The sequence below is a fragment of the Streptomyces mayteni genome (assembly GCF_054783955.1).
On record NZ_BAAGPR010000013.1, the window covers coordinates 45,251 to 69,497 of the forward strand.

The 24,247-nt window shown below is 73.3% G+C and carries 23 protein-coding genes; 8 read left to right on the top strand and 15 right to left on the bottom strand.

Annotated features, from left to right (window positions below; all coding sequences use genetic code 11):
• Nucleotides 1-64 precede the first annotated feature (64 nt).
• From ACYVPE_RS08880 to ACYVPE_RS08890, 3 genes are read left to right on the top strand one after another with little or no spacing between them, the layout of a single operon-like run.
• On the top strand, nucleotides 65-1,231 hold the full coding sequence (locus tag ACYVPE_RS08880; protein WP_461032896.1) for a cupin domain-containing protein: 1,167 nt from the start codon (nucleotides 65-67) through the stop codon (nucleotides 1,229-1,231).
• Entirely contained in the window at nucleotides 1,228-2,070 is an 843-nt protein-coding gene (locus ACYVPE_RS08885) for a fumarylacetoacetate hydrolase family protein (protein ID WP_461032897.1), read from the top strand. Before ACYVPE_RS08880 ends, ACYVPE_RS08885 begins: the two co-directional genes overlap by 4 nt.
• Complete coding sequence (locus ACYVPE_RS08890) at nucleotides 2,070-2,720, top strand: maleylpyruvate isomerase family mycothiol-dependent enzyme (protein WP_461032898.1); 651 nt, start codon at nucleotides 2,070-2,072, stop codon at nucleotides 2,718-2,720. Before ACYVPE_RS08885 ends, ACYVPE_RS08890 begins: the two co-directional genes overlap by 1 nt.
• Here ACYVPE_RS08890 and ACYVPE_RS08895 read toward each other — a convergent pair whose 3' ends face one another.
• The 11 genes from ACYVPE_RS08895 to ACYVPE_RS08945 form a co-directional block, all read right to left on the bottom strand.
• Nucleotides 2,721-3,695, bottom strand: a complete 975-nt coding sequence (locus ACYVPE_RS08895) for a formylglycine-generating enzyme family protein (protein WP_461032899.1) — start codon at nucleotides 3,693-3,695, stop codon at nucleotides 2,721-2,723.
• Between the two features lie 36 nt (nucleotides 3,696-3,731).
• On the bottom strand, nucleotides 3,732-5,261 hold the full coding sequence (locus ACYVPE_RS08900) for a sulfatase family protein (RefSeq protein WP_461032900.1): 1,530 nt from the start codon (nucleotides 5,259-5,261) through the stop codon (nucleotides 3,732-3,734).
• 27 nt (nucleotides 5,262-5,288) lie between these two features.
• Nucleotides 5,289-5,591, bottom strand: a complete 303-nt coding sequence (locus tag ACYVPE_RS08905; RefSeq protein WP_461032901.1) for a DUF202 domain-containing protein — start codon at nucleotides 5,589-5,591, stop codon at nucleotides 5,289-5,291.
• Nucleotides 5,588-5,959, bottom strand: coding sequence for a YidH family protein (locus tag ACYVPE_RS08910; RefSeq protein ID WP_461032902.1), 372 nt, complete (start codon nucleotides 5,957-5,959; stop codon nucleotides 5,588-5,590). Before ACYVPE_RS08910 ends, ACYVPE_RS08905 begins: the two co-directional genes overlap by 4 nt.
• Entirely contained in the window at nucleotides 5,956-7,476 is a 1,521-nt protein-coding gene (locus ACYVPE_RS08915) for a sulfatase-like hydrolase/transferase (protein WP_461032903.1), read from the bottom strand. The genes ACYVPE_RS08910 and ACYVPE_RS08915 overlap by 4 nt, the downstream gene beginning before the upstream one ends.
• Nucleotides 7,473-9,950, bottom strand: a complete 2,478-nt coding sequence (locus ACYVPE_RS08920) for a beta-glucosidase family protein (RefSeq protein WP_461032904.1) — start codon at nucleotides 9,948-9,950, stop codon at nucleotides 7,473-7,475. Before ACYVPE_RS08920 ends, ACYVPE_RS08915 begins: the two co-directional genes overlap by 4 nt.
• Nucleotides 9,951-10,168: 218 nt before the next feature.
• Nucleotides 10,169-12,265, bottom strand: coding sequence for a dipeptide ABC transporter ATP-binding protein (locus ACYVPE_RS08925; RefSeq protein WP_461032905.1), 2,097 nt, complete (start codon nucleotides 12,263-12,265; stop codon nucleotides 10,169-10,171).
• Nucleotides 12,262-13,161 carry an ABC transporter permease gene (locus ACYVPE_RS08930; protein WP_461032906.1) on the bottom strand — a complete coding sequence of 300 codons (900 nt, stop codon included), beginning with the start codon at nucleotides 13,159-13,161 and terminating at the stop codon, nucleotides 12,262-12,264. The genes ACYVPE_RS08925 and ACYVPE_RS08930 overlap by 4 nt, the downstream gene beginning before the upstream one ends.
• Nucleotides 13,158-14,111, bottom strand: coding sequence for an ABC transporter permease (locus ACYVPE_RS08935; protein WP_461032907.1), 954 nt, complete (start codon nucleotides 14,109-14,111; stop codon nucleotides 13,158-13,160). The genes ACYVPE_RS08930 and ACYVPE_RS08935 overlap by 4 nt, the downstream gene beginning before the upstream one ends.
• Nucleotides 14,112-14,113: 2 nt before the next feature.
• A complete protein-coding gene (locus ACYVPE_RS08940) occupies nucleotides 14,114-15,670 on the bottom strand; it encodes an ABC transporter substrate-binding protein (protein WP_461032908.1) in 1,557 nt (518 codons plus the stop codon).
• Between the two features lie 140 nt (nucleotides 15,671-15,810).
• Nucleotides 15,811-16,446 (bottom strand): TetR/AcrR family transcriptional regulator, encoded by a 636-nt coding sequence (locus tag ACYVPE_RS08945; protein ID WP_461032909.1) that lies wholly within the window; start codon nucleotides 16,444-16,446, stop codon nucleotides 15,811-15,813.
• Between the two features lie 99 nt (nucleotides 16,447-16,545).
• Between ACYVPE_RS08945 and ACYVPE_RS08950 the strand changes: the two genes are divergently transcribed.
• The 3 genes from ACYVPE_RS08950 (at nucleotide 16,546) to ACYVPE_RS08960 (ending at nucleotide 19,485) form a co-directional block, all read left to right on the top strand.
• The gene (locus ACYVPE_RS08950) at nucleotides 16,546-17,154 is read left to right on the top strand and encodes a PadR family transcriptional regulator (RefSeq protein ID WP_461032910.1); all 609 of its coding nucleotides are present in this window, start codon (nucleotides 16,546-16,548) and stop codon (nucleotides 17,152-17,154) included.
• Nucleotides 17,151-18,935, top strand: coding sequence for a sulfatase (locus ACYVPE_RS08955; protein WP_461032911.1), 1,785 nt, complete (start codon nucleotides 17,151-17,153; stop codon nucleotides 18,933-18,935). Before ACYVPE_RS08950 ends, ACYVPE_RS08955 begins: the two co-directional genes overlap by 4 nt.
• 112 nt (nucleotides 18,936-19,047) lie before the next feature.
• Nucleotides 19,048-19,485, top strand: coding sequence for a hypothetical protein (locus ACYVPE_RS08960; protein ID WP_461032912.1), 438 nt, complete (start codon nucleotides 19,048-19,050; stop codon nucleotides 19,483-19,485).
• Between the two features lie 384 nt (nucleotides 19,486-19,869).
• Here the strand turns inward: ACYVPE_RS08960 and ACYVPE_RS08965 are convergent, their stop codons facing one another.
• Nucleotides 19,870-20,058: a hypothetical protein gene (locus tag ACYVPE_RS08965; protein ID WP_461032913.1), complete on the bottom strand. Its 189-nt coding sequence runs from the start codon at nucleotides 20,056-20,058 to the stop codon at nucleotides 19,870-19,872.
• A gap of 267 nt (nucleotides 20,059-20,325) precedes the next feature.
• Nucleotides 20,326-21,546 (bottom strand): helix-turn-helix domain-containing protein, encoded by a 1,221-nt coding sequence (locus ACYVPE_RS08970; RefSeq protein WP_461032914.1) that lies wholly within the window; start codon nucleotides 21,544-21,546, stop codon nucleotides 20,326-20,328.
• A gap of 73 nt (nucleotides 21,547-21,619) precedes the next feature.
• Here ACYVPE_RS08970 and ACYVPE_RS08975 point away from each other — a divergent pair, with 73 nt between their 5' ends.
• Nucleotides 21,620-22,312, top strand: coding sequence for an HAD family hydrolase (locus ACYVPE_RS08975; protein ID WP_461032915.1), 693 nt, complete (start codon nucleotides 21,620-21,622; stop codon nucleotides 22,310-22,312).
• Between the two features lie 147 nt (nucleotides 22,313-22,459).
• Entirely contained in the window at nucleotides 22,460-22,936 is a 477-nt protein-coding gene (locus tag ACYVPE_RS08980) for a hypothetical protein (RefSeq protein ID WP_461032916.1), read from the top strand.
• A gap of 42 nt (nucleotides 22,937-22,978) precedes the next feature.
• Here ACYVPE_RS08980 and ACYVPE_RS08985 read toward each other — a convergent pair whose 3' ends face one another.
• Together ACYVPE_RS08985 and ACYVPE_RS08990 are read right to left on the bottom strand one after the other, a co-directional pair.
• Nucleotides 22,979-23,158, bottom strand: a complete 180-nt coding sequence (locus ACYVPE_RS08985; protein ID WP_461032917.1) for a hypothetical protein — start codon at nucleotides 23,156-23,158, stop codon at nucleotides 22,979-22,981.
• Nucleotides 23,159-23,619: 461 nt separating this feature from the next.
• Entirely contained in the window at nucleotides 23,620-24,042 is a 423-nt protein-coding gene (locus tag ACYVPE_RS08990; RefSeq protein ID WP_461032918.1) for a VOC family protein, read from the bottom strand.
• Between the last annotated feature and the right edge of the window lie 205 nt (nucleotides 24,043-24,247).

The window sequence follows — 24,247 nt, forward strand, 5'->3', positions numbered from 1 at the left end:
AGGGCTGGTTCTGTGGTGCAGAATCTACTGTTCCTCGTCGGGGGACGGGGCGCACCGTGCCCGTATGAGCGATCGAGACCGGAACACCGTCGCCTCACCCGTCACGCTGACCGCCGAGGACGGTCCTGGTCAGCCGCCGGTCACTCCGGCGCTCCAGGACCTGTACCGCGGCTTCGAGAAGGCCCTGCTCGTTCCGCTGTGGACCGAGATCGGCGATCTGATGCCCGAGCACCCCAGGTCGCGGGCGCGGCCGCACCGCTGGGAGTGGCGGACGCTGCTCGACCTGGCCGCCCGCTCGGGGGAGCTGGTGCCGGTGGGCCGGGGCGGCGAGCGGCGCGCGATCGCGCTGGCCAACCCGAGCCTGGGCGGCCGGCCGTACGCCACGCCCACGCTCTGGGCCGCGATCCAGTACCTGATGCCCGGCGAGGACGCGCCCGAGCACCGGCACACCCAGAACGCGTTCCGGTTCGTCGTCGAGGGCGAGGGCGTGTGGACCGTCGTGGAGCGCGATCCGGTGCCGATGCGGCGCGGTGACTTCCTGCCGCAGGCCGGCCTGCACTGGCACGCGCACCACAACGCGGCCGACCAGCCGATGGCCTGGATCGACGGCCTCGACATCCCGTTCCAGTACGACGTCGAGGCGCAGTTCTTCGACTTCGGCCGCGACGCGCTGTCCACCGAGGAGCGCACCACGCCCGAGCGCTCCCGCGCGGAGCGGCTCTGGGGGCATCCGGGTCTGGTGCCCGTCTCGCAGCTGGAGCGCTCGGCGCCCGGCGCCGGCAGCCCGCTGCCGCGCTACCGCTGGGAGGACACCGACGCCGCCCTGACCGACCAGCTGGATCTCGAGCGCGCGGGCCACCCAGGCACCGTGGAGCCGGGGCACGCGCTGGTGCGCTACGCGGACCCGGCCACGGCGGCCGACGTGCTGCCGACCATCAGGGCGCAGTTCCACCGGGTCCGCGCCGGCGCCGAGACCGCGCCCCGCCGCGAGACCGGCTCCTCCGTCTACCAGGTGTTCGACGGCAGCGGCCGGGTGACCGTGGGCGACGAGTCGTGGTCGGTGCGGCGCGGCGACCTGTTCGTGGTGCCGTCCTGGGCGCCGTTCTCGGTTCGGTCCGAGGCGTCCGCCTCCGACTCCGACTCGGGCGCGCTCGACCTGTTCCAGTTCAGCGACGCGCCCGTGCTCACCAAGCTCAACCTGTTCCGCACCCACGTCGAGGAGAACGCGTGAAGCTCGCAACCATCCGTCTCGGTGACCGCACCACCGCCGTCCGCGTCGAGGAGGGCGAGGTGGTCGAGCTGGTCGCGCTCGGGCTGCCCGACGTGGGCGCCGTGCTCGCGGCGCCCGGCGGGCTCGCGGCCGCGGCGACCGCCGACGGGCCACGGCACGCCGCCGAGGACGCCGACTTCGCCACGCTCGTCCCCCGCCCCAGCAAGGTGGTGTGCGTCGGCCTGAACTACCAGAAGCACATCAAGGAGATGGGCCGCGACCTGCCCGAGTACCCCACGCTGTTCTGCAAGTTCGCGGACACCCTGATCGGCGCGGGGGACGCCATCAGGCGGCCGGCCGAGACCGAGGCGTTCGACTGGGAGGCCGAGCTCGCGGTGGTCGTCGGGCGCGAGGTCCGCCGCGCCGACGAGGCGGCGGCCGAGGCGGCCATCGCCGGCTTCACCGTGCTCAACGACATCACCTGCCGCGACTGGCAGTTCCGCACCCGCGAGTGGTTGCAGGGCAAGAACTGGGACTCCACCACCCCGGTCGGCCCCTGGCTCGTGACGACCGACGAGGTGGGCGGCCCGCGCCCCGCGCTGGACATCAGCTGCACGGTGAACGGCCGGGAGACGCAGCGGGACAACACGGGTGACCTGCTGTTCGACCCCGTCGCGCTGGTCCGCTACGTCTCGACGATGGTGCGGCTGAACCCGGGCGACATCATCGCCACCGGCACCCCGGGCGGCGTCGGCCACGCCCGCAAGCCCCAGGTCTACCTCCAGGACGGCGACGTGGTGGTCACCGAGATCGCCGGCCTCGGCCGGCTGGAGAACCGCGTCCTGGCCGAGGGCGCCTGATGCGCACCAGGACCAGGGACGCGGCGCTCGACTGGGTCGCCGAGGGCACCGCGCTGTGCCGCCGGGCCATGGCCGGGCTCGACGAGCCGGCGTTCCGCGCGTCCTCGCCGCTCCCCGGCTGGAGCCGGAAGCACGTCGTCGCGCATCTCGCCGGCAACGCCGAGGCGATCGGGAACCTGGTGCGCTGGGCGCGCACCGGCGAGCGCACCCCGATGTACGGCTCGCCCGAGGAGCGCGGGGCGGCCATCGAGGCGGGCGCCGCGCTGCCCGCCGAGCGCCTGGTGGCGTGGTTCGACCAGTCCGCGCTGGCGCTGGCCGACGCGATGGCCGAGCTGACCGCGGAGCAGTGGCGGGCGGAGGTGACCACCGCCCAGGGGCGGACCGTGCCGGCCGCCGAGACGCCGTGGATGCGGGCCCGCGAGGTCCTGGTGCACGCCGTCGACCTCGGCACCGGGGTGGGCTTCGCGGACATGCCAGAGCCGTTCCTCGCGGCGCTGCGGGAGGACGTCCTCGCCAAGCGCGGCCGGGAGATCGTCCCGGTCGTGCACGGCGATCCGGCGGAGGTCACGGCGTATCTCGCCGGCCGCCCCTCCGTGGGCGTGACGACCGCCGACGGTTCCCCCGCCGAGCCGCTGCCGCCCTGGCTCTAGCTAGGCGAGATCGCGGACGCAGCGGAAGCCGGTGTTGCCGCCCGAGCTGTCGGGGCTGTTGCTGGTGCGGGCGGCGACCCGGTAGCGGTTGCAGTAGGAGTCGTGGCACAGGTAGGAGCCGCCGCGCATCACCCGGTTGGGGCCGTCCGGCGGCCCGGCCGGGTCGGTGCGCGGTCCGGTGCGGTGGAAGTCGGCGCTCCAGCGGTCGGCGACCCACTCCCACACGTTGCCCGACACGTTGTGCAGGCCGAAGCCGTTGGGCGGGAAGGCGTCCACCGGGGCGGTGCCCGCGTAGCCGTCCTCGGCGGTGTTCCTGGTCGGGAAGCGGCCCTGCCAGATGTTGCAGCGGTGCTCGCCTTCCGGGGTGAGCTCGTCGCCCCAGGGGTAGCGCTTCCGCGCCAGGCCGCCGCGGGCCGCGTACTCCCACTCGGCCTCGGTGGGCAGCCGCGAGCCCTCCCAGCGGCAGAACGCCTCGGCGTCGTGCCAGGTGACGTGGACGACGGGGTGGTCCCAGCGCTCGTCGAGGCCGCTGCCGGGCCCCTCGGGGGCGGCCCAGTAGGCGCCGCCGACCCCGCACCACCACGGGGTCGACTCGGGGCGGGGCGAGACGCGGCGCAGTTCGCCAGGCAGGAAGCTGGCGAACACGTAGGACCAGCCGAACCGCTCGGCCTCGGTCACGTGTCCCGTCGCCTCGACGAACGCGGCGAAGCGGGCGTTGGTGACGGTGTGGGTGTCGATCTCGAACGGCCCGACGGTGACCTCGCGCACCGGGCCCTCACCGTCCCCGGGGTTGGCGTCGGGGTCGTCGCCGCCCATCAGGAAGGTGCCGCCCGGCAGCCTGACCGGCCGGCCGTCCGCCGGGGCCGCCGGGGCCGCCGCGGTCGCCGGAACCGCCGCGGTCGCCGGAGCCGCGAGCTGGAGCGGCCGGTGGTCGGAGCCCTGGGCGCGGGTGGGCCCGCAACAGGACGAGGACATCTGCTCTCCCTCTGTCTTCTCCCGCTGTTTCCCGCGCTACTTCCCGGCCGCGAGCCGGACGTCGGGGATGTGTGGCGCGTGCCAGGACACCGGGGTGGCGCCGCCCAGCGGCGTGAGCCGCTCCGCCAGGTCGTCGGCCAGGTGGGCGCGGCCGGTGTCCCGCAGGTGTCGAGCGTACTGCCCCGGGTCGTTGTAGTAGGTGGGGCCGGTCTGCAGGGTGGTCTGCATCGGGTCGGGCAGCGCGCCTGGCCCGCCGGCGTAGCGGTTCCACCACTCGGCGAGGTGGCCGCGCATCCGGTCGGCGAGCTCGGGCTCCTCGGCCAGCAGGTCGCGGGTGAGGTGCGGGTCGTGGGTGACGTCGAAGAGCGACTCCCACTCGGCGCGGAACGAGCCCGGGTGGTAGGTGCGGATGTAGAGGTGGTCGCGGGTGCGGACGGCCCGCTGGTAGGTGTGGGCGCCGTGGCCGAGCACCAGGTAGGGGCGGGAGACGAGGGCCTCGCCGCGGAGCGCGGGCGCGAAGGACTCGCCCTGCCAGCCGCTCGGGGTCGGGACGTCGAGCAGTTCGCAGAGGGTGGGCGCGAAGTCGATGTGGTAGAGCAGGGCGTCGCAGTGCCTGGCCTCGTCGGGCAGGTCGTCGGTGACGCCGGGCCAGTAGACGACGAGCGGCACCCGGTGGGTGGGCTCGTTGGCGAGGCCGTGTTCGGCGTAGGAGCCCTGCTCGCCGAGGGACTCGCCGTGGTCGGCGCTGACGATGATGGCGGTGTCCTCGGCGATGCCCAGCTCCTCCAGGGTGGCGAGGAGCTGCCCGAAGTGGTGGTCCCAGTACATGATGGCGCCGTCGAAGCCGTTGACCAGGTGCTCGAAGTCGGCGCGGGTGCGGATCTCGTCGGGCATGGCGTGCGGCACGGGCGAGGGGCGGGGGCCGCGGAAGTAGTGGAGGTCGCGGGCGGTGCGCGGGCCGTAGACCTCCTGGTGTCCGTCGATGGCCGCCTGGTCGGGCCAGGCGGGGGCGGGCCCGGACTCGGCGGCGCGGCGCACCCACTCGGGGCCGATCTGGTAGTCGGTGTGCGGCTCCCAGTAGGTGAGGTGCAGGTACCAGTCGTCCTCGTCGGCGTGCCGGCGGATCCAGTCGAGGGCCACGGCGTTGATCTCGTGGGCCTCCTCGTCGTTGATCTTGCCGGTGGCGCGGATCGACTCGCGGAAGTTGCCGTGGAAGAAGTAGGCGCGGTGCCGCTCGGCGAACATCGACACGACGGCGGTGTACCAGCCGTGGTCCTGGAGGCGCTGGCCGAGCAGCGGGCGGTTGGGGTCGGGCCGGTGGCCCGAGTCGAGGCGGAAGCGGGCGGCCTCGCCGAAGTGGCCGACGACGCCGTTGGTGATGCCGAACTGGCCGCTGGTGAGGGCGGTCCGCGACGGCAGGCAGGGCGAGTCCGAGCAGTAGTAGCGGTCGAAGGTGACGCCCCGGTCCGCGAGGGCCTGGAGGTGGGGCGTGGTGGGCCGCTGGTAGCCGTAGGGCTGGGTGTGGTCGGCGCGCAGGGTGTCCACGTCGACGTAGATGACGCGCATGGGAGCCTCCCGAAGGGGTGAGGGGGGTCAGGTGGTCAGGAGCCGCACGGTCACCAGGGCGCCGCCGAGCCCGGTGACCCAGGCGGTGGCGAGCAGCCGGCGGCGGGCGGCGCGGGTGCCGTGGCACGGCGTGCGGACGGTGGCGACCAGGGCGGCGGTCGCGGTCAGGCAGCCGGCGGCGGCGAGTTCGAGCGGGGCGTCGGCGGCGAGGCCGCCGCGCAGCAGCAGCGCGGCGGCGACGAGCGCGGAGAGGGCGGTGCGCTGCCTGGCGAGCGCGGTGCGCTCGGGTTGTAGCCCCGGATCACGCGGGGGAGTCAGCGGCGGGTTCACCTGACCGCCAGCACGATCAGCAGCACGGCGAGGCCGGCCAGCGCCATGCCCCAGCTCACCAGCAGCGGCAGCCTGGTCATCGGCAGCGGCCTGCTGTGCCGCATCGCGTGCTGCACCCGCAGCCAGCGGCGGTAGGAGCAGGCGCACAGCACGGTGCCGGTCAGCGCGAGCACGGCGCCGAGCGCGACGCCGGTCGCCCGGTTCGCGAAGGGCTGCACGAACTGGGCGACGGCGACGGCACCGGCGAGCAGCGCGAGGCCGGTCCTGATCCAGGCGAGGAAGGTCCGCTCGTTGGCGAGCGAGAACCGGTAGTCGGGTTCCTCGCCCTCCTCGTACCAGGGGGTGGCGCGGGCTCGGTCGCCGGTCACGCGGGACCGGGGGTGGCGGCGGCGGGGGCGGGCAGGTCGACGGGCGGGAAGCGCGGGTCGTGGGCGGCCGGGATGACGTCGGCGGTCTCGACCTGCCAGCGCAGCAGGGCGTCGGCCATCCGGCGTTCGACGTCGGCGTGTTCCGGCCGGCCGGCCAGGTTGACGGACTCGCCCGGGTCGGTGGCGCGGTGGTACAGCTCGGCGGGTTCGTAGAGCCGCCACACGTAGGTCCACTCGACGTCGCGGACGGCGACGGCCTTGCCGACGAGCTCGGGGTGGTCGTGTTGCAGCTGGCCCTTGAGGTCGTAGGGGTAGCCGGGGCGTTCCAGCTGGTGCTCCTCCTCGACGACGAAGCCGCCCTCGGTGAACGCGTACCCGCGGTGCTCGCGCTCCGGGTCGGTGAGCACGGGCAGCAGGCTGCGGCCGTAGTGCCGGTGCGGGGCCTCGACGCCGGCGAGTTCGAGGACGGTGGGCAGCACGTCGATCAGCTCGACCATGCCGTCGTGCCGCTGGCCGGCCGGCAGCCCGCCGCCGCTGATGATGAGCGGGTCGCGGGTGATGCAGGCGTCCATGGCCGAGGGCCACTTCTCGATCAGCCCGAAGTCGCCGAGGTACTCGCCGTGGTCGGCGAAGAAGAGGGTGACGGTGCGGTCGGCCTGCCCGGAGGCGGCGACGGCGTCCTGGACCCGGCCGACGTGGTGGTCGAGGCGGGACACCATGCCGTGGTAGACGGCGGCGACCTCGCGCCACATCTCGGGGGTGAGCCGGTCGAGCCCGTAGGCGCGGCGGATCGCCTCCTTGAAGCCGGCCTCGCGCTCGGCTTCGGGGCCGGTGGGCGCGGGCAGCGGCTCGGGCAGCGCGTCCCGGTCGTGGAGCGAGTACCAGGGCTCCTCGGCCTGGAAGGGGCAGTGTGGGGCGAACAGCGGCACGAACAGCACCCAGGGCCGGTTGGGCGGCGCGGCCAGCCGGCGTTCGACGGTGCGGACGGCGGCCTCGTCGTGGTCGGTGAGCCCGTCGGGTTCGAGCCGGCCGCGGTAGAAGGCGCGGGCCCAGGTGTCGGACGGGTAGTCCGTGACGAACTGGCGGCGGGTGGGCGGCTCGGCGTGCCCGTACTCGTCGGCGCTGAGCTCGGTGACGCCCGGCGCGAAGGTGTCGCCCCGGGTGCCGGCCCAGGTGACGTGGTAGCCGGCGTCCCGCAGGATCCGCAGCAGGTTGGGCTCGTCGGCCTGGAGGAGGTGGGTGAGCGTGCGGTGGCCGCGGACGTGCGGGTACCAGCCGGTGAGGAACGAGGCGCGGCTCGGCGAGCAGACCGGGTGCTGCGCGTAGGTCTGGCCGAAGACGGTGCCGCGGTCGGCGAGGGCGTCGAGGTGCGGGGTGCTGGCCAGGTCGTTGCCGAACCTGCCGAGCGCGTCGGCGCGCAGCTGGTCGGGCACGATGATGACGAAGTTGGGCCGCTGGGCGTCGGCCGTCGGGTCGTTGGTCGTGGGGGCGTCGGTCGTGGGGGCGTCGGTCGTCATGACAGGTGGACCTCCCGGGAGAGCGGCAGCGCGTCGCTCGCGGTGCCGGCGTGTGCCGTGAACACGCCAGGCTCGTGGGACCAGCCGGCGCCGTCCCAGTGCGCGAAGGCGCGGCCCGGGATCGCGACCGGGACGTCCTCGGTGGCGCCGGAGTCGAGGTGGACGGTGGCGAAGCCGGCGAGCCAGCGGACGGGCCTGTCGAGGGCGCTCTCCCGGCGGGAGAGGTAGAGCTGGACCACCTGCTTGCCGGCGCGCGGGCCCGTGTTGGTGACGCGGACGGTGGCGGTGACGTCGGCGCCGGCGGCGATCCGGTCGGGCAGCGTCAGGGCGTCGAGGCGCCAGCTCGTGTAGCCGAGTCCGTGGCCGAAGGCGTAGGCGGGCGCGCGACCGGCGCGGAGCCAGGCGCGGTAGCCGACGTGCGGCCCCTCGGCGTAGTCGAGCCGGCCCTCGGCGTCCGGCCGGGTCTCGATGACCGGGACGTCGGCCTGTTCGGCCGGCCAGGTGGTGGGCAGCCGGCCGCCCGGCTCGCGGACGCCGAGCAGCAGCTCGGCGAGCGCGGCGCCGAACTCCTGCCCGGGGAACCAGGTGAGCAGCACGGCGGCCACCTCGTCGCGCCACGGCGTCAGCACCGGGCCGCCGGCGTTGACGACCACCACGGTGCGCGGGTTGGCGGCGGCGACGGCGCGGACCAGGTCGTCCTGGCGTCCTGGCAGGGCCAGGGTCTCCCGGTCCCGGCCCTCGGTCTCGGCGCGGTCGGTGGTGCCCACCACGACGACGGCGACGTCGGCGTCGCGGGCCGTCCCGGCGGCGCGGGCGATGGCCGCGTCCGGGTCGGCGAGCCTGGGCAGCAGGCCGAAGGCCAGCGACACCGAGCCGGTGCGGCCGGCGCGCGAGGTGAGGTCGTGGACGACCCGCAGCTCGACCTCGCGGCCGGCCTCCAGCGTGGTCTCGCCGGACGCGGTGGGCGGTACGAAGAGGCCGGCGCCGAGCCCGTCGTGCAGGCCGAAGTGGGCCTCGACCACGGGCTCGCCCTCGACGTACAGGGTGGTGTCGCCGACGCTGGCGACGGCGAGCCTGGTGGGGCCGCCGCTCGCCGGCCGGTAGCGGGTGGTGAGCTCCAGGGTGTGGCCGCCGGCCGCGCCGCCGCCGAACCAGAGCAGGTCGGTGGCGCGCCGGTCCTCGACGAGCAGCTCGGCGCCGTCCGCGTCGAGGAACCTGGCGCGCACGCCGGGCTCGCCGGTGGCGGGATTGGTGAGGGCGTGCAGCGGCAGCGGCACGGGGGCGTCGCTGATCACGGCGCCGATGTCGTAGGCGACGCGGGCGCCTGGCAGCGCGGCCCGCAGCCCGTCGAGCGGGGTGACGAGGGCGGTGGGGATCACGGTGGCGCTGCCGCCGCCCTGGGTGCGGGGGGTCTCGGCGGCCTGGCCGCTGACCGCGACCGAGCCGAGGTCCCCGGCGCGCCACGGCAGTTCGCCGCCGTGGTTGCGCAGCAGGACGGCGCCGGCCGCGGCGGCCTCGCGGGCGAAGTCGGCGGGCGGCACGGGCGGTTGGGGAGTGTCCGCGGGTTCGGCCCCGGCCAGCGCGCCGACCCGGGCGGCGAGCCGCAGCAGCCTGGCCACCTTGAGGTCGATCGCGGCCTCCGGGACCCGGCCCGCCAGGACGGCGGCGACCAGCCGCTCGCCCCACGGCCCGTTCGGCCCCGGCATGGCCAGGTCCTGGCGGGCGCGGGCGCTGGCCTCGGTGCTCTGCACGGCGGTCCAGTCGGAGACGACGAAGCCGTCGAAGCCCCACTCGTCGTCAAGCGGGCTGCGCAGCAGGTCGTTCTCGGTCATGGTGGCGCCGTTGACCGAGTTGTAGGCGGACATCACGCCCCACGCCCCGCCGTCGACCACGGCCGCCTCGAAGGGGGCCAGGTAGAGCTCGCGCAGCGTCCGCTCGTCGATCCGGACGTCGACGGTGTAGCGGTCGGTCTCCGAGTCGTTGGCGACGTAGTGCTTGGGCACGGCCGCCACCCCGTGCCGTTGCACGCCGCGCACGTAGCCGACGGCGAGGACGCCGGAGAGCGTCGGGTCCTCAGAGAAGCACTCGAAGTGCCGGCCGCCCAGCGGGCTGCGGTGCAGGTTGACGGTGGGCCCGAGGACCACGTGCACGCCCCTGGCCCTGGCCTCGTGGGCCAGGACCACGCCGTACCGCTCCGCGAACCCGGGGTCCCAGGTGGCGGCGAGCGAGGTGGCGGACGGCAGGTTGAGCGAGGGTCTCCGTTCGTCCCAGAACTCGCCGCGCACCCCGGAGGGGCCGTCGGAGAGCAGCATCGAGCCGAGGCCGACGGCGGGTTCCGCGGCGGTGCGCCAGAAGCTGGCGCCGGTGAGCAGGCGGACCTTCTGCTCCAGGGACAGCGCGGCGACGAGCCGCGCCTCCCGGGAGTCGTCGGGGCCGCCGGCCGGTCGCCGCACGTCGGGGCTTGCCTGGGTCATCGGGTTCCTTGTCGTGCTCGGGGGCCCGTGGTTCGGGCCGAGGTGGGGCGTGAGACGTGGGGGCGGTTCAGCCCCGGGCCTGGTTCTGGGGGCTCAGCAGACTCGGTGAAGTCCGGTGCCGTTCGGCCGCGCCCCCCGAGGGGCGCGGGGCAGTGTCGTTCTGGCGGCTTCGCCGCGTGGCGCGACGAGCCACGACGGGCCCGCGGATGCTCGCCCGCCTATCGCGGCTCTTCCCGCGGAGCGCTGAGGCGCAGCTCCCCTGGGAAGTGGCAGGCCGCGCCGTGCTCAGCCGGGCCGCCGATCGTCAGCACCGGGTCCCGTTCGGCGCAGATCGTGCGCTCCGGGTTGGCCAGCGGTCCGATCGGGCAGCGGGTGCGGAAGCGGCAGCCGGACGGCGGGTTCCTGGGGCTCGGCAGGTCGCCGCGGAGCACGATCCGCTCGCGTCCCGCGCCGACCTCGGGGGTCGGCACGGAGGACAGCAGCGAGACGGTGTACGGGTGCCGCGGGTCGGCGTAGAGCCGCTCGGCCGGTCCGGTCTCCACGATGCGGCCCAGGTACATCACGGCGACGCGGTCGCTGATGTGCCTGACCACGGCCAGGTCGTGGGCGATGAACAGGTAGCCGAGGCCGAGCCGGTCGCGCAGGTCGGCGAGCAGGTTCATGATCTGCGCCTGGATGGAGACGTCGAGCGCGGAGACCGGCTCGTCGAGGACCAGGCACTCGGGCTCGACGGCCAGCGCGCGGGCGATGCCGATGCGCTGCCGCTGGCCGCCCGAGAAGGCGTGCGGCAGCCGGTCGAGGTGGCGTTCGCCGAGGCCGACGAGGTCGAGGAGCTCGGCGGCCCTGGCCGCGCGGCGGGCGGCGGGCACGCCGCGCACCTCCAACGCCTCGTCGAGCACCTGGCGCACGGTGCGCCGTGGGTTGAGGGAGGCGTAGGGGTCCTGGAAGACGTACTGCACGCCCCTTCTGGCCTCGGCGGCCTCGCGGCGGGGCAGGGCGGCGACGTCCAGGCCGCGGATCCGGACGGCGCCGGCCGCCGGCCGGTTGATGCCGACGAGGGTGCGGGCGAGCGTCGACTTGCCGCATCCCGACTCGCCGACCAGGCCCAGGGTCTCGCCGGCGGCGACCCGCAGGCTGACGCCGTCGACGATGTACAGCGAGCCGCCGCGGCCGAAGGCGCGCCGGGTGCCGAGGTCGACCCGCAGGTCCTCGACCTCCAGGATGGTCCCGCCGATGGCGGGCCGTTCCGGGGCGGCGGCCTCGGCGGCCGCGTCGGCGCGTGCCTCGGCATCCGCCGCCGGGCGGCCGGCGGCGGTGGCCCAGCAGGCGGCCCGGTGCTCGGGGTCGGCCGGCAGCACGTCGAGGACCGGGGTCTCGGCGCGGCAGCGGTCGTGGGCGAGCACGCAGCGCGGGTTGAAGGCGCAGCCGGTGGGCAGCGCGGCCGGGTCCGGTGGCTGTCCCGGGATGGCGGGCAGCCGGCCGCCGGTCGGGGCGTCGAGCCGCGGCATGGCGCGCAGCAGGGCCCGGGTGTAGGGGTGGGCGGGGTCGGTGAACACGGCCTGCGCGGTGCCGGTCTCGACGATCCGGCCGCCGTACATGACGGCGACCTCGTCGCACAGCTCGGCGACGACGCCCATGTCGTGGGTGATCATCAGCACGGCGACGCCGGTGCGTTCGCGGAGTTCGGCGAGCAGCCGCAGGATCTGGGCCTGGATGGTGACGTCGAGCGCGGTGGTGGGCTCGTCGGCGATCAGCAGGTCGGGGTCGCGGGCGAGGGCCATGGCGATGACGACGCGCTGCCGCATGCCGCCGGAGAACTGGTGCGGGTACTCGCCGGCGCGCCGTTCGGGGTCGGGGATGCCGACCATGTCGAGGAGTTCCACGGCGCGGCGCCTGGCCGTGGCGCGGCCCTCGCCGTGCACGATCAGGGCCTCGGCGACCTGCTGCCCGACGGCGATCACGGGGTTGAGGGAGGCCTGCGGGTCCTGGAAGACCATGGCGATGCGGTCGCCGCGGATGGCGCGCATCTCGCGTTCCGGCAGGGTGAGCAGGTCGGTGCCGGCGAATCTGACACTGCCGGCCGAGGTGCGGCCCGGCTCCGGCACCATCCGCATCAGGGCGCGGGCGGTGATGGACTTGCCGGATCCGGACTCGCCGACCAGGCCGGTGATCCGGCCGCGCCTGATGCGCAGCGAGACTCCGTCGACGGCGGTGACGGGGCCGCCGTCCGTGTCGAAGGTGATCCGCAGGTCGCCGGCGTCCAGCAGGACGTCGGTCTTCTCGACGGGGGACGCCGTCGTCAGTGCTTCGGTCATTTCCGGGTCACCGCCTCGTTGAGCGCGTCGGAGAGCAGGCTGAAGGCGAGTGCCAGCAGCAGGAGGACGAGGGTCGGGCCCAGCACGTAGACGGGCGCGTAGGACAGGAAGCGGACCCCGGTGTTGAGCAGGGTGCCGAGGGAGGGCTGCGGGGGCTGGATGCCGAGGCCGACGAGGGAGAGGCCGGTCTCCAGGAAGATCGCGACCACCATGGCGATGGCGGTGTGCACGATGATCGGGTCGATGGCGTTGGGGAGGATGTGCCGGAGCAGCACCCGCCACCTGGGGACGCCGAGGACCCGGGCGGCCAGCACGTACTCGCGCTGTTCCTGGGTGAGGAGCGCGGCCCTGGCGAGCCGGCCGTAGCCGGGGAGCAGCACGATCACGATGGTGATGAGCAGCGCGGTGGAGCCGGGTTCGAGGATCAGGGCGATGACGATGCCGAGGACGAGCCCGGGGAAGCCGAGGATGATGTCGAAGACGCGCTGGAGGAACATGCCGAGCGGGCGGGAGAGTCCGCCGGCGATGCCGAGCAGGGTGCCGAGGACCATGGCGATCGGCACGCCGACGAAGAGCAGCACCAGGTCGGAGCGGAGCCCGAAGAGGGTGCGGACGAAGATGTCGCGGCCGAGTTCGTCGGTGCCGAAGGGGTGGGCGAGCGAGGGGTCGGCGAAGGTGTTGCCGGTCTGCTGGTCGTAGCCGTCGCTGAACGCCGGCACCAGCAGGGCGGTCAGCACCAGCGCGACGACGAGCGAGGCGCCGACGATGCCGCGGGGGCGGCGGAACGCGAGGAGGTAGCGGCGCCAGCCCTCGTGGCGGCGGGCGGCGGCCTTCTTCGCTTCGGCCGGCGCGAGCGCCGGCGCCGGCGGGGCCGCGGGGTCACCGGTGAGGCTCATCGGGTGCCCTCCAGTCTGATGCGGGGGTCGAGCAGCGACAGGCCGACCTCGGTGAGCAGTTGGAGCAGGACGGCGATGCCGACGGCGAGCAGGATCAGCGCCTCGATGACGAGGTAGTCGCGCTGTCCCGAGCTGGTGACGGCGAGGCTGCCGAGGCCGTTGCGGGCGAAGATCGCCTCGATGACGATGGCGCCGCCGAGCAGGTCGCCGAGCCGCATGCCGAGCGAGACCAGGGCGCTGGCCAGCGAGTTGCGCAGCACGTGGCGGACGGTGACGCGGCGGGCCGAGGCGCCCTTGGCGATCGCGGTCTGCACGTACTCCTCGCCGCGGGCCTGCCGCATGGCGCTCTGGATGAGCCTGGCGATGGAGGCGGCCTGGGGCAGGGCGAGCGCGAAGGCGGGCAGCAGCAGGTACTGGATGCCGATCTCGGCGTCGTCGAACAGCGACACCTCGCCGCTGACCGGCAGCACCTGCCAGGCCACGCCGAGCAGCAGGGCGAGCAGCAGGCCGGTGAGGAAGGCGGGGGTGGCGAGCAGGGTGGTGCAGGTGAGGTCGAGGAGCGACCTGGCCCAGGGGCGGCGGCTGGAGCCGGCGGCGACGCCGAGCAGCAGCCCGATGGTGATCATGAAGAGGGCGGCGAACATGGCGAGTTGCACGGTGCTGCCGACCCGGTCGCCGATGAGGTCGGTGACCTCGCGTCCTGTGATGTAGGAGGTGCCGAAGTCGCCGCGGAGCACGCCGCCGAACCAGCCGAGGTACTGGCTGACCAGGGGCTCGTCGAAGCCGAGGTCGGCGCGGATCGCGGCGATCTCCTCGGGTCCGGCGTCCGGCCCGGCCACGGCGGCGGCGGGATCGCCTGGCGCCATCCGGGGCAGCAGGAAGGCGAGCACGGAGGTGGCGAAGAGGACGAGCAGCGCTGAGGGGATCCGGCGGATCAGGAATCTGGTCATGATCACACCACGTATGTGTCGTCGAAGATGAACGAGCCGAGGAAGGTCTGCCGCACGTCCTGGACCCGCTTGGAGCGGACGATGGTGGACTGCGCGGTGGCGATGCTGATGTTGAACGCCTGGTCGAGCATGTAGCCGCCGAGCGCCTGGACGGCGGCCGCCCGCTGGTCGGGCGCGGCGCTGGCGGCGCCGGCGACGAGTTCGGTGTACTCGGCCGTGGTGAATTGCGAGGGGTTCTGCTCGGCGGAGAACGCGGGGTGGGTCGCGAAGGTGGCCGCCGACAGGTCGGATATGCCGTAGCCGTTGATGAACAGCTGGCCCAGGTTGCCCTCGACCTGGCGGCTGTTGTACTCGACGGGGTCGAGGACCTGGGTCCGCACCCGGAGCCCGGCCTCCTCCAGGTTGTAGCGGACGATCTGGGCGGTGCTCTGCACGGCCTGGATGGGCGTGGTGACGATGGCCACCTCGGTGCGGGCGGCGCCGGCGTCCCTGATCAGGTCCCTGGCGCGGTCCGGCTGGTAGTCGAAGGTGTCCGACTGCTCCTGGCTCCAGCCGACCTCCTTCTGGCTCCACCACAGGCTGGTGGGCCGGCCGTAGCCGGCGAAGACCTGGTCGGCGATGCGCTCGCGGTCGATGGCGTAGCCGACGGCCCTGCGTACCCGGATGTCGTCGAACGGGGGGCTGGTGACGTCCATGCCGATCGCGTAGTCGACGGTGACGCCGGCGTTGATCTCGTAGCGGCCGTCGGTGGAGACGCCGCGGGCGTCGAGCGGGGCGGCGCCGTAGGCCATGTGGGCCCGGCCGCTGCGGATGGCGGTGATCAGCGCGGTGGGGTCGGTGATGGTCGGCTGCTCGACGCGGTCCAGGTAGGGCCGCTCGGGGACGCGGTAGTCGTCGTTGCGGACCAGGGTGAGCCCGGATCCGGGGTTCCAGGTGCCCCAGCGGAAGGGCCCGGTGCCGACCATGGCGCTGCCGTCGGGGATGCCGTCGGCGGTCTCCTCGTCGAGGATGGTGGCGAGTTCGAAGGCGTCGAACAGGTTGCTCGCGGGGCGGCTGAGCCGGATGCGCAGCGCGTGGTCGCCGTCGGCCGTCATGTCGGTGATCAGCGAGGTGACGGCGCGGGCCTGGGACCTGGCCGCCGGGTCGGCCGACCTGGTCAGCGAGAACATGATGTCCCGGGCGGTCATCGGGCGGCCGGTGTGGAACCGGACGTCGTCACGGAGGTTCAGCGCGACGGTGGTGCCGCCGTCGCGGATCTCCCAGTCGGTGGCCAGCAGCGGCTGGGGGGTGCCAGAGGAGTCGTAGGCGGTCAGGGTCTCGAAGACCAGGCGGCGCCAGACCACCGAGTTGGCGTTGTGCGCCTGGACGCTGTCGGGTTGGGCGTCGACGTTGATCGCGACGATGAGCGTGCCGCCCCTGCGGGCCCCGCCGCCGCCCGAGGCGCCGCGCGCCTCGTCCACCGCGAGGCGACAGCCGCTCGCGGTCGCCAGGCCGAGGCCGGCGAGGCCGAGAAGTGTGCTGCGCCGGGTGACGCCCCCGGCTGTTCGATCGACTCTCATGGGCTTCCTGTCTCTCCATCCGCCGTCGTTGGCGGCACCACCCAGCGTCGGTGGGTGGCGTGGGAGCACTGTAGACCCAGAAACCAATCATGTGAATGGTTTGTTGCGGGTTCTTTTCCGGGGGCCCATCGCGGTGCGAACTAGGACAGTCCGTGCAGATAATCATCCATGAAGCGGGCGAACACCCCGGCCAGGTCCACCGCCTCGGGCACCAACAGCCACTGGGTCTGGAGGCCGTCCATCGCGGCCATGATCACGGTGGCCGCCACCGACACGTCGACGTCGGCCCGGATCACGCCCTCCACGTCGCGGGCGTGCCGCAGATAGCCGGCCACCCGGTCCCGCAGCAGCAGGAAGCGCTCGGCGAAGTACGGCTGCGCCGGATGCTCCCCGCCCACCGACTCGCCGCGCAGCACCGTGTAGAGCCGCACCAGGCCCACCTGGTTCGCGTTGAGCTCCATCAGGTCGACCAGCCGCCGCAGCGCGACCGTGCCGTTCTCCTCGGCGAGCGCCCGGTTGAACGCGGACTGCTCGGCGTCACGCAGCCGCAGCACCTCGGTGAGCAGGTCGTCCTTGTTCCGGAAATGGTGCAGCAGCCCGGCCTGGCTGAGGCCCACGGCCTCCGCGATCTCCCGCATCGACGTGCTCCGGTAGCCCTGCTCGGCGAAGGCGCGCAGGGCGGTGCGCACGATCTCCTCGCGGCGGGCCTTGCCCTTGGCGTAGCCGCGGCGCCCGGGTGTGGCGCGGTCGTCCGAGGGTGACTGTTCGACAGGCATGCGAAGAACGGTAACCGGCCCGGCAACGGCCCTTGACGTGGCCGAACGGCCCGATCTATGTTCATCCGCACATATGTGCAAGCGCACACAGGGAGCGCGATGAAGCTCGAACAGGTCCTGCTCCGGCTGCTGGCGACCCGCCCCTACAGCGGCTACGACCTGCGGAAATGGCTGGCCGCCGACGGCCAGTTCGTGGGCTCCAAGGTCCACCACAGCCAGATCTACCGCGCCCTGGCCAGGATGCGGGAGGCCGGCCTGGTCGAGGACCGGATCGACCCGCGGGACGGCCGCCCCGACGCCCGGGTCCACCGGCTCACCGAGCGCGGCAGGCAGGCCCTCCGCGACTGGCTCGACTCCCCCTACGAGCCCACCAGCCGCTTCCACGACTCCGACTTCGTCAACCGCTTCCTGCTCACTGCCGCGCTCGACCGCGAGGCGGCCATCCGCCTGGTGACCACGGAACTCGACCACCGCACCGAGCAGATCGCCAGGAACCGCGACCGGGACCGCGCCATCCGCTTCGAGGACCCGCTCCCCGGCCTCGACCCCGCCCGCCACCAGGCCGCCGCCGACCTCGTGCACGGCTACGGCGCCGGCGCCGTCGACTGGTGGGTCGCCTGGCTCCGCGACGTGCTCCGCCGGCTGGAGGAGGACGACCTCGCCCCGGCGCCACCCGTCACCCCCCTTCCCCCGCAGGAGCGCCCGTGAAAGCCATCATGGTGATGTTCGACAGCCTCAACCGGCACCTGCTGCCGCCGTACGGGGCCGACTGGACGCACGCCCCCCACTTCGCCCGGCTCGCCGAGCGCACCGTCACCTTCGAGAACGCCTACGCCGGCTCGCTGCCCTGCATGCCGGCCCGCCGCGAACTCCACACCGGCCGGCACAACTTCCTGCACCGGTCCTGGGGCCCGCTCGAACCGTTCGACGACTCGATGCCGGAACTCCTGCGGCAGGCCGGCGTCCACACCCACCTCACCAGCGACCACCCGCACTACTGGGAGGACGGCGGCGCCACCTACCACGGCCGGTACTCCACCTGGGAGTTCTTCCGCGGCCAGGAGGGCGACCCGTGGAAGGGCCAGGTCGCCGACCCGCCGATGCCCAGAGACCTCAAGGAGGTGCGCCGCCCCGGCTACCGACAGGACTGGGTCAACCGCCAGCACCTGCCGACCGAGGAGGTCCACCCGCAGACCCTCACCTTCGACGCCGGCGTCGAGTTCGTCCGCACCAACGCCGCGGCCGACCGCTGGTTCGTCCAGATCGAGACCTTCGACCCGCACGAGCCGTTCTTCTCCCACAAGCGGTACAAGGACCTCTACCCGCACGACTACGCCGGGCCGCACTTCGACTGGCCCGACTACAAGAAGGTCGCCGAGAGCGGCGCCGAGACCGACCACGCCCGCTACGAGTACGCGGCGCTGCTCTCCATGTGCGACCGCTCGCTCGGCCGGGTCCTCGACCTGATGGACGAACTCTCGCTCTGGGACGACACCCTGCTGATCGTCAACACCGACCACGGCCTGCTGCTCGGCGAGCACGGCTGGTGGGGCAAGGGCGTGCTGCCCTGGTTCGACGAGCTGGTCCACCTGCCGCTGTTCGTCTGGGACCCGCGGGTCGGCGCCGCCGGCGAACGCCGCTCCTCGCTGGTGCAGACGATCGACCTGGCGCCCACCCTCCTCGAGTTCTTCGACGTGCCGCGCCCGGCCGACGTGCGGGGCCGCCCGCTCCGCGACACCCTCGCCGACGACACCCCCGTCCGCGAGGCCGGCCTCTTCGGCAGCTTCGGCGGCCACGTCAACGTGACCGACGGCCGCCACGTCTACCTGCGGGCCTGCGTCGACGACTCCAACGCGCCGCTCAACGAGTACACCCTGATGCCCACCCACATGAAGGCCAGGTTCTCCCCCGCCGAACTCTCCGACATCCGGCTGGTCGAACCCTTCGACTTCACCAAGGGCGTCCGGCTGATCAGCGTGCCTGGCCACTCGATGATCAACACCGCCGCGTTCGGCACCCTGCTGTTCGACCTCGCCACCGACCCCGAACAGCGCACCCCCCTGGTGGACGACGAGGCCGAGCTGCGGATGGCCGAACTCCTCGTCCGACTGCTCCACGAATCCGAGGCCCCCGCCGACCAGTTCACCCGCCTCGGCCTCCCGGCCGAAGGCCCGGTCGGCCCCGAACACCTCCTGGCGCGCGCCCAACGCGAACGCGGCGCGACCACGCTGCGCGCGCTGCCGCCGGTCGAGGAGTTCCCCGAGAGCCGCCTCTCGGTCCGCACCCCGGTCGCCGAACTGACCGCCGACCCCGCCGCGTCCGAGATCCTCCGCCGCCACCTCCCGGGCGTCACCGACACGGAGAACCTCCAGTTCATGGCCACCATCTCCCTGATCGGCCTGGCCACCCTCCCGGTCGCCCGGGTCTCCGTCGCCCAACTCCACACCATCGCCGACGAACTGGCCGCACTCGACGCGACGCGCGCCTGACGATCGCCCGCCCCGCCCCTCGAACGGCGCGCCCGCGGCCGAGGCGCGCCGTCCCGGGCCTACAGCGTCATGCCCGGGAGGGGTCACGAGAGCGCGGCGTACGCTCGCCGGCATGGTCTACGTCGAACTTCCCGAGATCGGCCTCGAAGGGGAGTGGTCGGTCAGCGACGCGGAACGGACAGTGGCGGCGCGGCTGCTGCCGATGCTTCCGGCCGCTCCGGCTCCCCGTGCCGACGCGTCCACCCGATGGCGGATCGTGGACACCACGCTGCGCACGGTCCTGGAGGTGACTCGCGACAGCGGGACCGTGCTGTTCGGTGGCCGGAAGGGGGTCCAGGAGGAGCCCGGCAGGGTGGACATGATCGGCATGCCGTTCGTCATCGCCAGGCTGTTCGCGCATATCGAGGACTCCCACCGGGTCCGCGGCGCGAACGGGGGCGCGGCGGCGGCGAACGCGTATCTGGCCGACTGCCTCACCCGGTTGGAGCCGGAGGTGGCCGAGCTGCGGCGGTTGCTGGCGCAGGCCGCGGCACCAGACGTTGAGGCGTAGGGAGTGTCACGAGCACCAGAACGGCGGCCCCACGGCGGTGTTCGTCGAACCGGTTCACGAGCCGGACGCGTCCGCCCTCGACCGGTTCCCGCACGGCATCCGCCGGTGCTGGCCGCTGGTCCAACCGATCACCGCCGAGTCCGTCATCGGCTGCCTCGACCGTGAACTCGGCTATCCGGACAGCGGGCTGAATCCACGCCGGCCGCACTGGTTCATCCACGACCGCTCGGCGGTCTCCGAAAGCACGGCTCGCGGCGACGCCCCACACCCGGCCGGCGACCAGACACTCGACGTCGTGGACCCGGCCTACGCGTCCGGTGGACGGGTCTTCGACCAGCTCACCGATCAGCTCGTGCCCGGCCCACCGCACACCGGTGTCCGGCCTCACCGCGCCGGCGTCTTTCCACGCTTCCACGGGCAGATCGTCGAATGGTCGTCGCCCGTCACGATCTTGTTGTCGCAGTACGAGCACGTGACCGGCTCGGCCGACTGGACGACGCCTTCAAGCCCGGTGACGATGGTGACGGTCTTCTCGGGGCCAGGCTCCACGGGGCGGACTGACGACTCAGCCATGCCACGTCACCGCCCGTCGGCCCAGGGCTCGTTCGGCCGGGCTGACGAGGATGGGCCCCGGTTCCCCCCGGAATCGCCGCATGGCCTGGGTGGCCAGGAACCTCGGGATGCGAATCGCGTCCCACCCGCCGCGGATCGCGGTAGCCGTCCTGGGCATGGGTGTGGTCGTCACGGGCGCCTCCGCCGACTGGGATGGTGCCGTGACCGTAGGGCCGTTCAGGGCCCGGAACCCGAACTGTCAGCTCGGGTGTACTGGGCGCTCGGGTATCAGCTCACGCCCAGCCGGGCGGCGAGCGCCACAGTCTGTTTCCGGTAGGTGGGTCTGACTCGCTGAACGAGACGCCGGACCATACCGATCGCCTCCGGAGTGCGTGCCAAGTCTTCCGGCGCGTCGTGCTGGAGGTCGATCAGGTGCACCAACACGGCGGCGTCCTCGCGTCGTTGGTCGTAGCATCCAGCGACGTGCAGCGCGAAGGTGAATCGCCGTTCCAGGGACGGAAGGTTACCGGTGTCCACGTCGTCCGCGACCCGCAGCGCCTCGGCTGTCTGCCCGGCCTCCATCTCGATGGACAGTGCGTGCAGGCGCACGTTGGTGGGGCCGAACACCGTGTAGCCCGTGTTTCCCTCGCCGACGGTGTCGCCCAAGGAGGCTGTCCTCTCCAGGAGTTCGCGGGCTTCCCACCAGCGGCGCCGGCGGGCGAGGCCGACCACGGCCACCAGTTGGAGGGCGCCCTTCATTGCCAGAACCTCTTGGGAGGCAGGCACTCCGGACAGTTGCTCGATGCCCTCGTGAGCGACCTGTTCAGCGGCCTCCGGCTGCCTGTCGCCGAGCAGGATGTGTCCGAGGTTCCAGTGCGCGGTGGCGATCCTTACCGGGTCGTCGGCCTCTTGCGCGGCACGCAGTGCGCGGTCCGCCACCATGAGGGACAGGTCCGTCCTTCCGGTGCGCCGGCAGTAGGAGCGCAGCAGCGCGTAGAGGTCGGCGGCGCAGCACAGCACTTCGTTGTGTGCGGTGGCCTCGCCTGGCGAGCGGTAAGCCGTTCTGGCTGTCTCGACGTCGCGGATGAGGTCCGGCAGTATGCCCGCTGCCTGGCTGAAACGGTCGCCGGCCGTCTGCCAGATCTGCCACGCGGCCTCGACCCGTTCCCGTAGCGCGTCCGGCCGGACTGGCTCGGCTTGTGGCGTGCCCCCGTATCCGAGGAGAGCGTGAGCGATCGCGGGCGCGATGGACGGGGTGGCCGCCGCCGACGTCTCCTTCTCCCCCAGTAAGTGGGCGAGCGGTGTGCCCAGTTCGCGTCCGATGGCGTGGAGCACGTCGATCGACGGCACCTTCAGGCCACGCTCGATCTGCGAGAGGTAGTCGACCGTGATCCCACACAGTCCGGCCACCGCCACCTGAGTGCGCCCCTGCCGCTCGCGCGCAGCCCGTACCCTCTGACCGATGGGTGACCGTGGTGGTGCGCCCATGCGTTTCCCCTCCACCGGCATTCCTCGCCGTCAGCGTATCGGCACTGACGGTGACGAGGGGCGTCATCGCACCGACGCGACACCTGAGGACCGAATGCGGCTCGTGCTCTGGGACATCGACCACACCCTCGTCGACATGCGCGGCGTCGGCGGCCGGCTCTTCGCCGAGGCGTTCGAGCACGCACTCGGGACCCCGCAGCGGGAACGGATCCGCATCGACGGGCTCACCGACCCGGTGATCTTCCGCGAGACGGCCGAGGCGCACGGCATCTCCAGCACCCCCGCCGACCTGGAGCGATTCGCGCTACGACTCGCCGAACTCCACCACACGCGCATGCCCGACATCCGTGAACAGGGCCACGCCCTGCCCGGTGCGGCCGCCGCCCTCGCCGCCCTCGCCGCCGAGCCCGACGTGCGGCAGACCGTCGTGACCGGCAACCTCCGTGCCACGGCCAAGGTGAAACTGGCGGCCTACGGGCTCGACGGTCCCATCGGCTGGGACGCCGGCGCCTACGGAGAGGACGCCGACGAGCGAGCCGGACTGGTACGCCGAGCCTTGGCGCGCGCCGCCGCGCGATGGGGAAGCATCGACCCTGCCGAAGTGACCCTGTTCGGCGACACGCCAGCGGACATGATCGGCGCGGTGGCCGCCGGTGTCCGCGCCATCGGTGTAGCCACCGGCCGGAGCACCGAAGCGGACCTCGGCCGGGCCGGTGCGGCGGCCACGCTCCCCGATCTCGGCTCAACCCAGGCTGTCGTCAAGGCCGTCCAGCGACAGGCCGGCTGACGCCGGTTCCCTGGTGCGCGTTCGCGGCGGGCCCAGCCGGCGGGCTACGCCCGGTGGCGCGTTCGCTCTCGCCGGCACAGCCCTGGAGACAGGACTCCGTTACCGTTCCGGGCACACCATCGAACGTGCTCGCCAAGGAGATTCGCCATGCGCGTGGGGATCACCGGCCATCGAGGGCTGCCGACTGACGTGGCTCGTAGGGTGCGCGACGCCATCCACGCGGACCTCGGGCGCTACGCGCCCGAATCGCTGGTCGGCGTCTCGTGCGTCGCGGACGGCCCCGACGCGTGGTTCGCCCGCGCCGTGCTCGACCTCGGCGGCCGGATCGAGGTCGTGATCCCGGCCGACGCCTACCGGGCCGGCCTGCCGGACTGGCACCACGCCGAGTACGACGCGCTGGTGGCGGCGGCCGTGGCGATACACAGGACCGGCCTTACCGACTCGGACTCGCAAGCCCATATGGCCGGCAGCGAAGTCCTCGTCGGCCTGGTCGACCACCTCGTCGCCGTATGGGACGGACAACCCGCCCGCGGCTACGGCGGAACCGCCGACGTCGTCTCCTACGCGCAGCGCACCGGCGTACCGATCCGTGTTCTCTGGCCGGCGGGGGCCACCCGCGACTGAGTTCCCCGCCAGGGAGGTGAATCGGACGCTGCCGGGCGACGGTCAGCGGATTCCGCAGCGGGCCGCCAGCCCTCGTAGTTCGGGGGCCGTTCGGCCGGAGACCAGCATCCCTGAGAGCAGTAGGCGGACGCCCGGCCTGGCGTGGGTCTCCTCGGGCCAGTGATGCTCAGCACCCAGCAGCGCGCGCACGGACTCGTCACGCAGGCCGAGTTGGGCAAGCACGTTCGCCAGATCGGTGGAGAACCAGCATCGTCGTTCCGCGGTGGGCAGTTGGGCCAGCGCGACAGCTCGGGCCGCGGCCAGGGCCGCTCCCGGGCCCCTACCTGGTCACCGGCCCGAGCGGCGGTGTACGCGGCGGACTGTACGAGCGGCCCGCGCTCGGCGCGGCCGGCCGGGCCCACGGTGGCGAGTTCGGGCTCGTCGGCGGCGGACAACGCGATGGTCATCGCCTCTCGGTGCCAGGAGGCCCTTCGGGCGAGGACGGCGAGCCGCCGCGTGGCCGCCGCCGATCACCCGGGGTAGGCGGTGGTGAGGGCTGCACAGCGGCAGCCGTCGAAGTCCGCGGCCGAGGTCGCCGCCGGCGGCCGAGGCCGCCGTGGCCGCGATCCAGACACGCTAGGTGCGGGCAGGCCCGGAAACGCGGACGTCGCGGGCGGCACCGTCCTCGGGAGTCGGGGCAGCCGTCAGCCGGTGGTTCGTGACGGCGACGTGGTGCGTGGGCGATGGGCTCGAACGTCCACAGGGCGTCCATCGGGATCGCGAGCCGTCATCGTCCACTGCGTGGGCAGTGTCTCGATCCCTCCGACCGGCCACCCGGCGCCCAGGATGTGTTCGCGCACCTCACACAGTTGCGCGTATGTTCCCACGCGCAGCCCCCATCCGGCCTTCCCGAGGGGATCGAGATCAGTGGTCGGGGCGGTAGCGGTTTCGACGATCATCAGGTGGTCGTCCCCGCCGACATCGATGACCGCGATCCGAGGATCAGAAGCGGTGGCGGCGCGCTCGAAAGCGAGCGCTGCTCCGAGCAACTCCGTGTAGTACGTCACGAGCCGGTCGAGGTCGGTCGTGGACAGAGTCAGATGGTTGATTCCGAGGAGATCGGGCATGGTGGGCCAACTGTAGTGCAGCCGCTGGACGGCAACTGGGACGCGATGGGGATGTGGTGACACCGAGGCCGACCTCGGCCGGGCCGGGTCGGCGCGGCCGCCACGTTCCCCTGTCTCGCGTCGACCCAGGCTGTCGTCAAGGCCGTCCAACGGCCGGCCGGCTGACGCCGGTTCCGGCGCGCGCTCGCGGCGGGACCGACCGTCG

Bases quoted from the DNA above. Each gene is read 5' to 3' on its own strand.
- ACYVPE_RS08880 (WP_461032896.1), top strand. From the start codon at position 65: ATGAGCGATCGAGACCGGAACACCGTCGCCTCACCCGTCACGCTGACC.
- ACYVPE_RS08890 (WP_461032898.1), top strand. From the start codon at position 2,070: ATGCGCACCAGGACCAGGGACGCGGCGCTCGACTGGGTCGCCGAGGGC.
- ACYVPE_RS08895 (WP_461032899.1), bottom strand. From the start codon at position 3,695: ATGTCCTCGTCCTGTTGCGGGCCCACCCGCGCCCAGGGCTCCGACCAC.
- ACYVPE_RS08900 (WP_461032900.1), bottom strand. From the start codon at position 5,261: ATGCGCGTCATCTACGTCGACGTGGACACCCTGCGCGCCGACCACACC.
- ACYVPE_RS08915 (WP_461032903.1), bottom strand. From the start codon at position 7,476: ATGACGACCGACGCCCCCACGACCGACGCCCCCACGACCAACGACCCG.
- ACYVPE_RS08920 (WP_461032904.1), bottom strand. From the start codon at position 9,950: ATGACCCAGGCAAGCCCCGACGTGCGGCGACCGGCCGGCGGCCCCGAC.
- ACYVPE_RS08925 (WP_461032905.1), bottom strand. From the start codon at position 12,265: ATGACCGAAGCACTGACGACGGCGTCCCCCGTCGAGAAGACCGACGTC.
- ACYVPE_RS08930 (WP_461032906.1), bottom strand. From the start codon at position 13,161: ATGAGCCTCACCGGTGACCCCGCGGCCCCGCCGGCGCCGGCGCTCGCG.
- ACYVPE_RS08935 (WP_461032907.1), bottom strand. From the start codon at position 14,111: ATGACCAGATTCCTGATCCGCCGGATCCCCTCAGCGCTGCTCGTCCTC.
- ACYVPE_RS08940 (WP_461032908.1), bottom strand. From the start codon at position 15,670: ATGAGAGTCGATCGAACAGCCGGGGGCGTCACCCGGCGCAGCACACTT.
- ACYVPE_RS08945 (WP_461032909.1), bottom strand. From the start codon at position 16,446: ATGCCTGTCGAACAGTCACCCTCGGACGACCGCGCCACACCCGGGCGC.
- ACYVPE_RS08950 (WP_461032910.1), top strand. From the start codon at position 16,546: ATGAAGCTCGAACAGGTCCTGCTCCGGCTGCTGGCGACCCGCCCCTAC.
- ACYVPE_RS08960 (WP_461032912.1), top strand. From the start codon at position 19,048: ATGGTCTACGTCGAACTTCCCGAGATCGGCCTCGAAGGGGAGTGGTCG.
- ACYVPE_RS08965 (WP_461032913.1), bottom strand. From the start codon at position 20,058: ATGGCTGAGTCGTCAGTCCGCCCCGTGGAGCCTGGCCCCGAGAAGACC.
- ACYVPE_RS08970 (WP_461032914.1), bottom strand. From the start codon at position 21,546: ATGCCGGTGGAGGGGAAACGCATGGGCGCACCACCACGGTCACCCATC.
- ACYVPE_RS08975 (WP_461032915.1), top strand. From the start codon at position 21,620: ATGCGGCTCGTGCTCTGGGACATCGACCACACCCTCGTCGACATGCGC.
- ACYVPE_RS08980 (WP_461032916.1), top strand. From the start codon at position 22,460: ATGCGCGTGGGGATCACCGGCCATCGAGGGCTGCCGACTGACGTGGCT.
- ACYVPE_RS08990 (WP_461032918.1), bottom strand. From the start codon at position 24,042: ATGCCCGATCTCCTCGGAATCAACCATCTGACTCTGTCCACGACCGAC.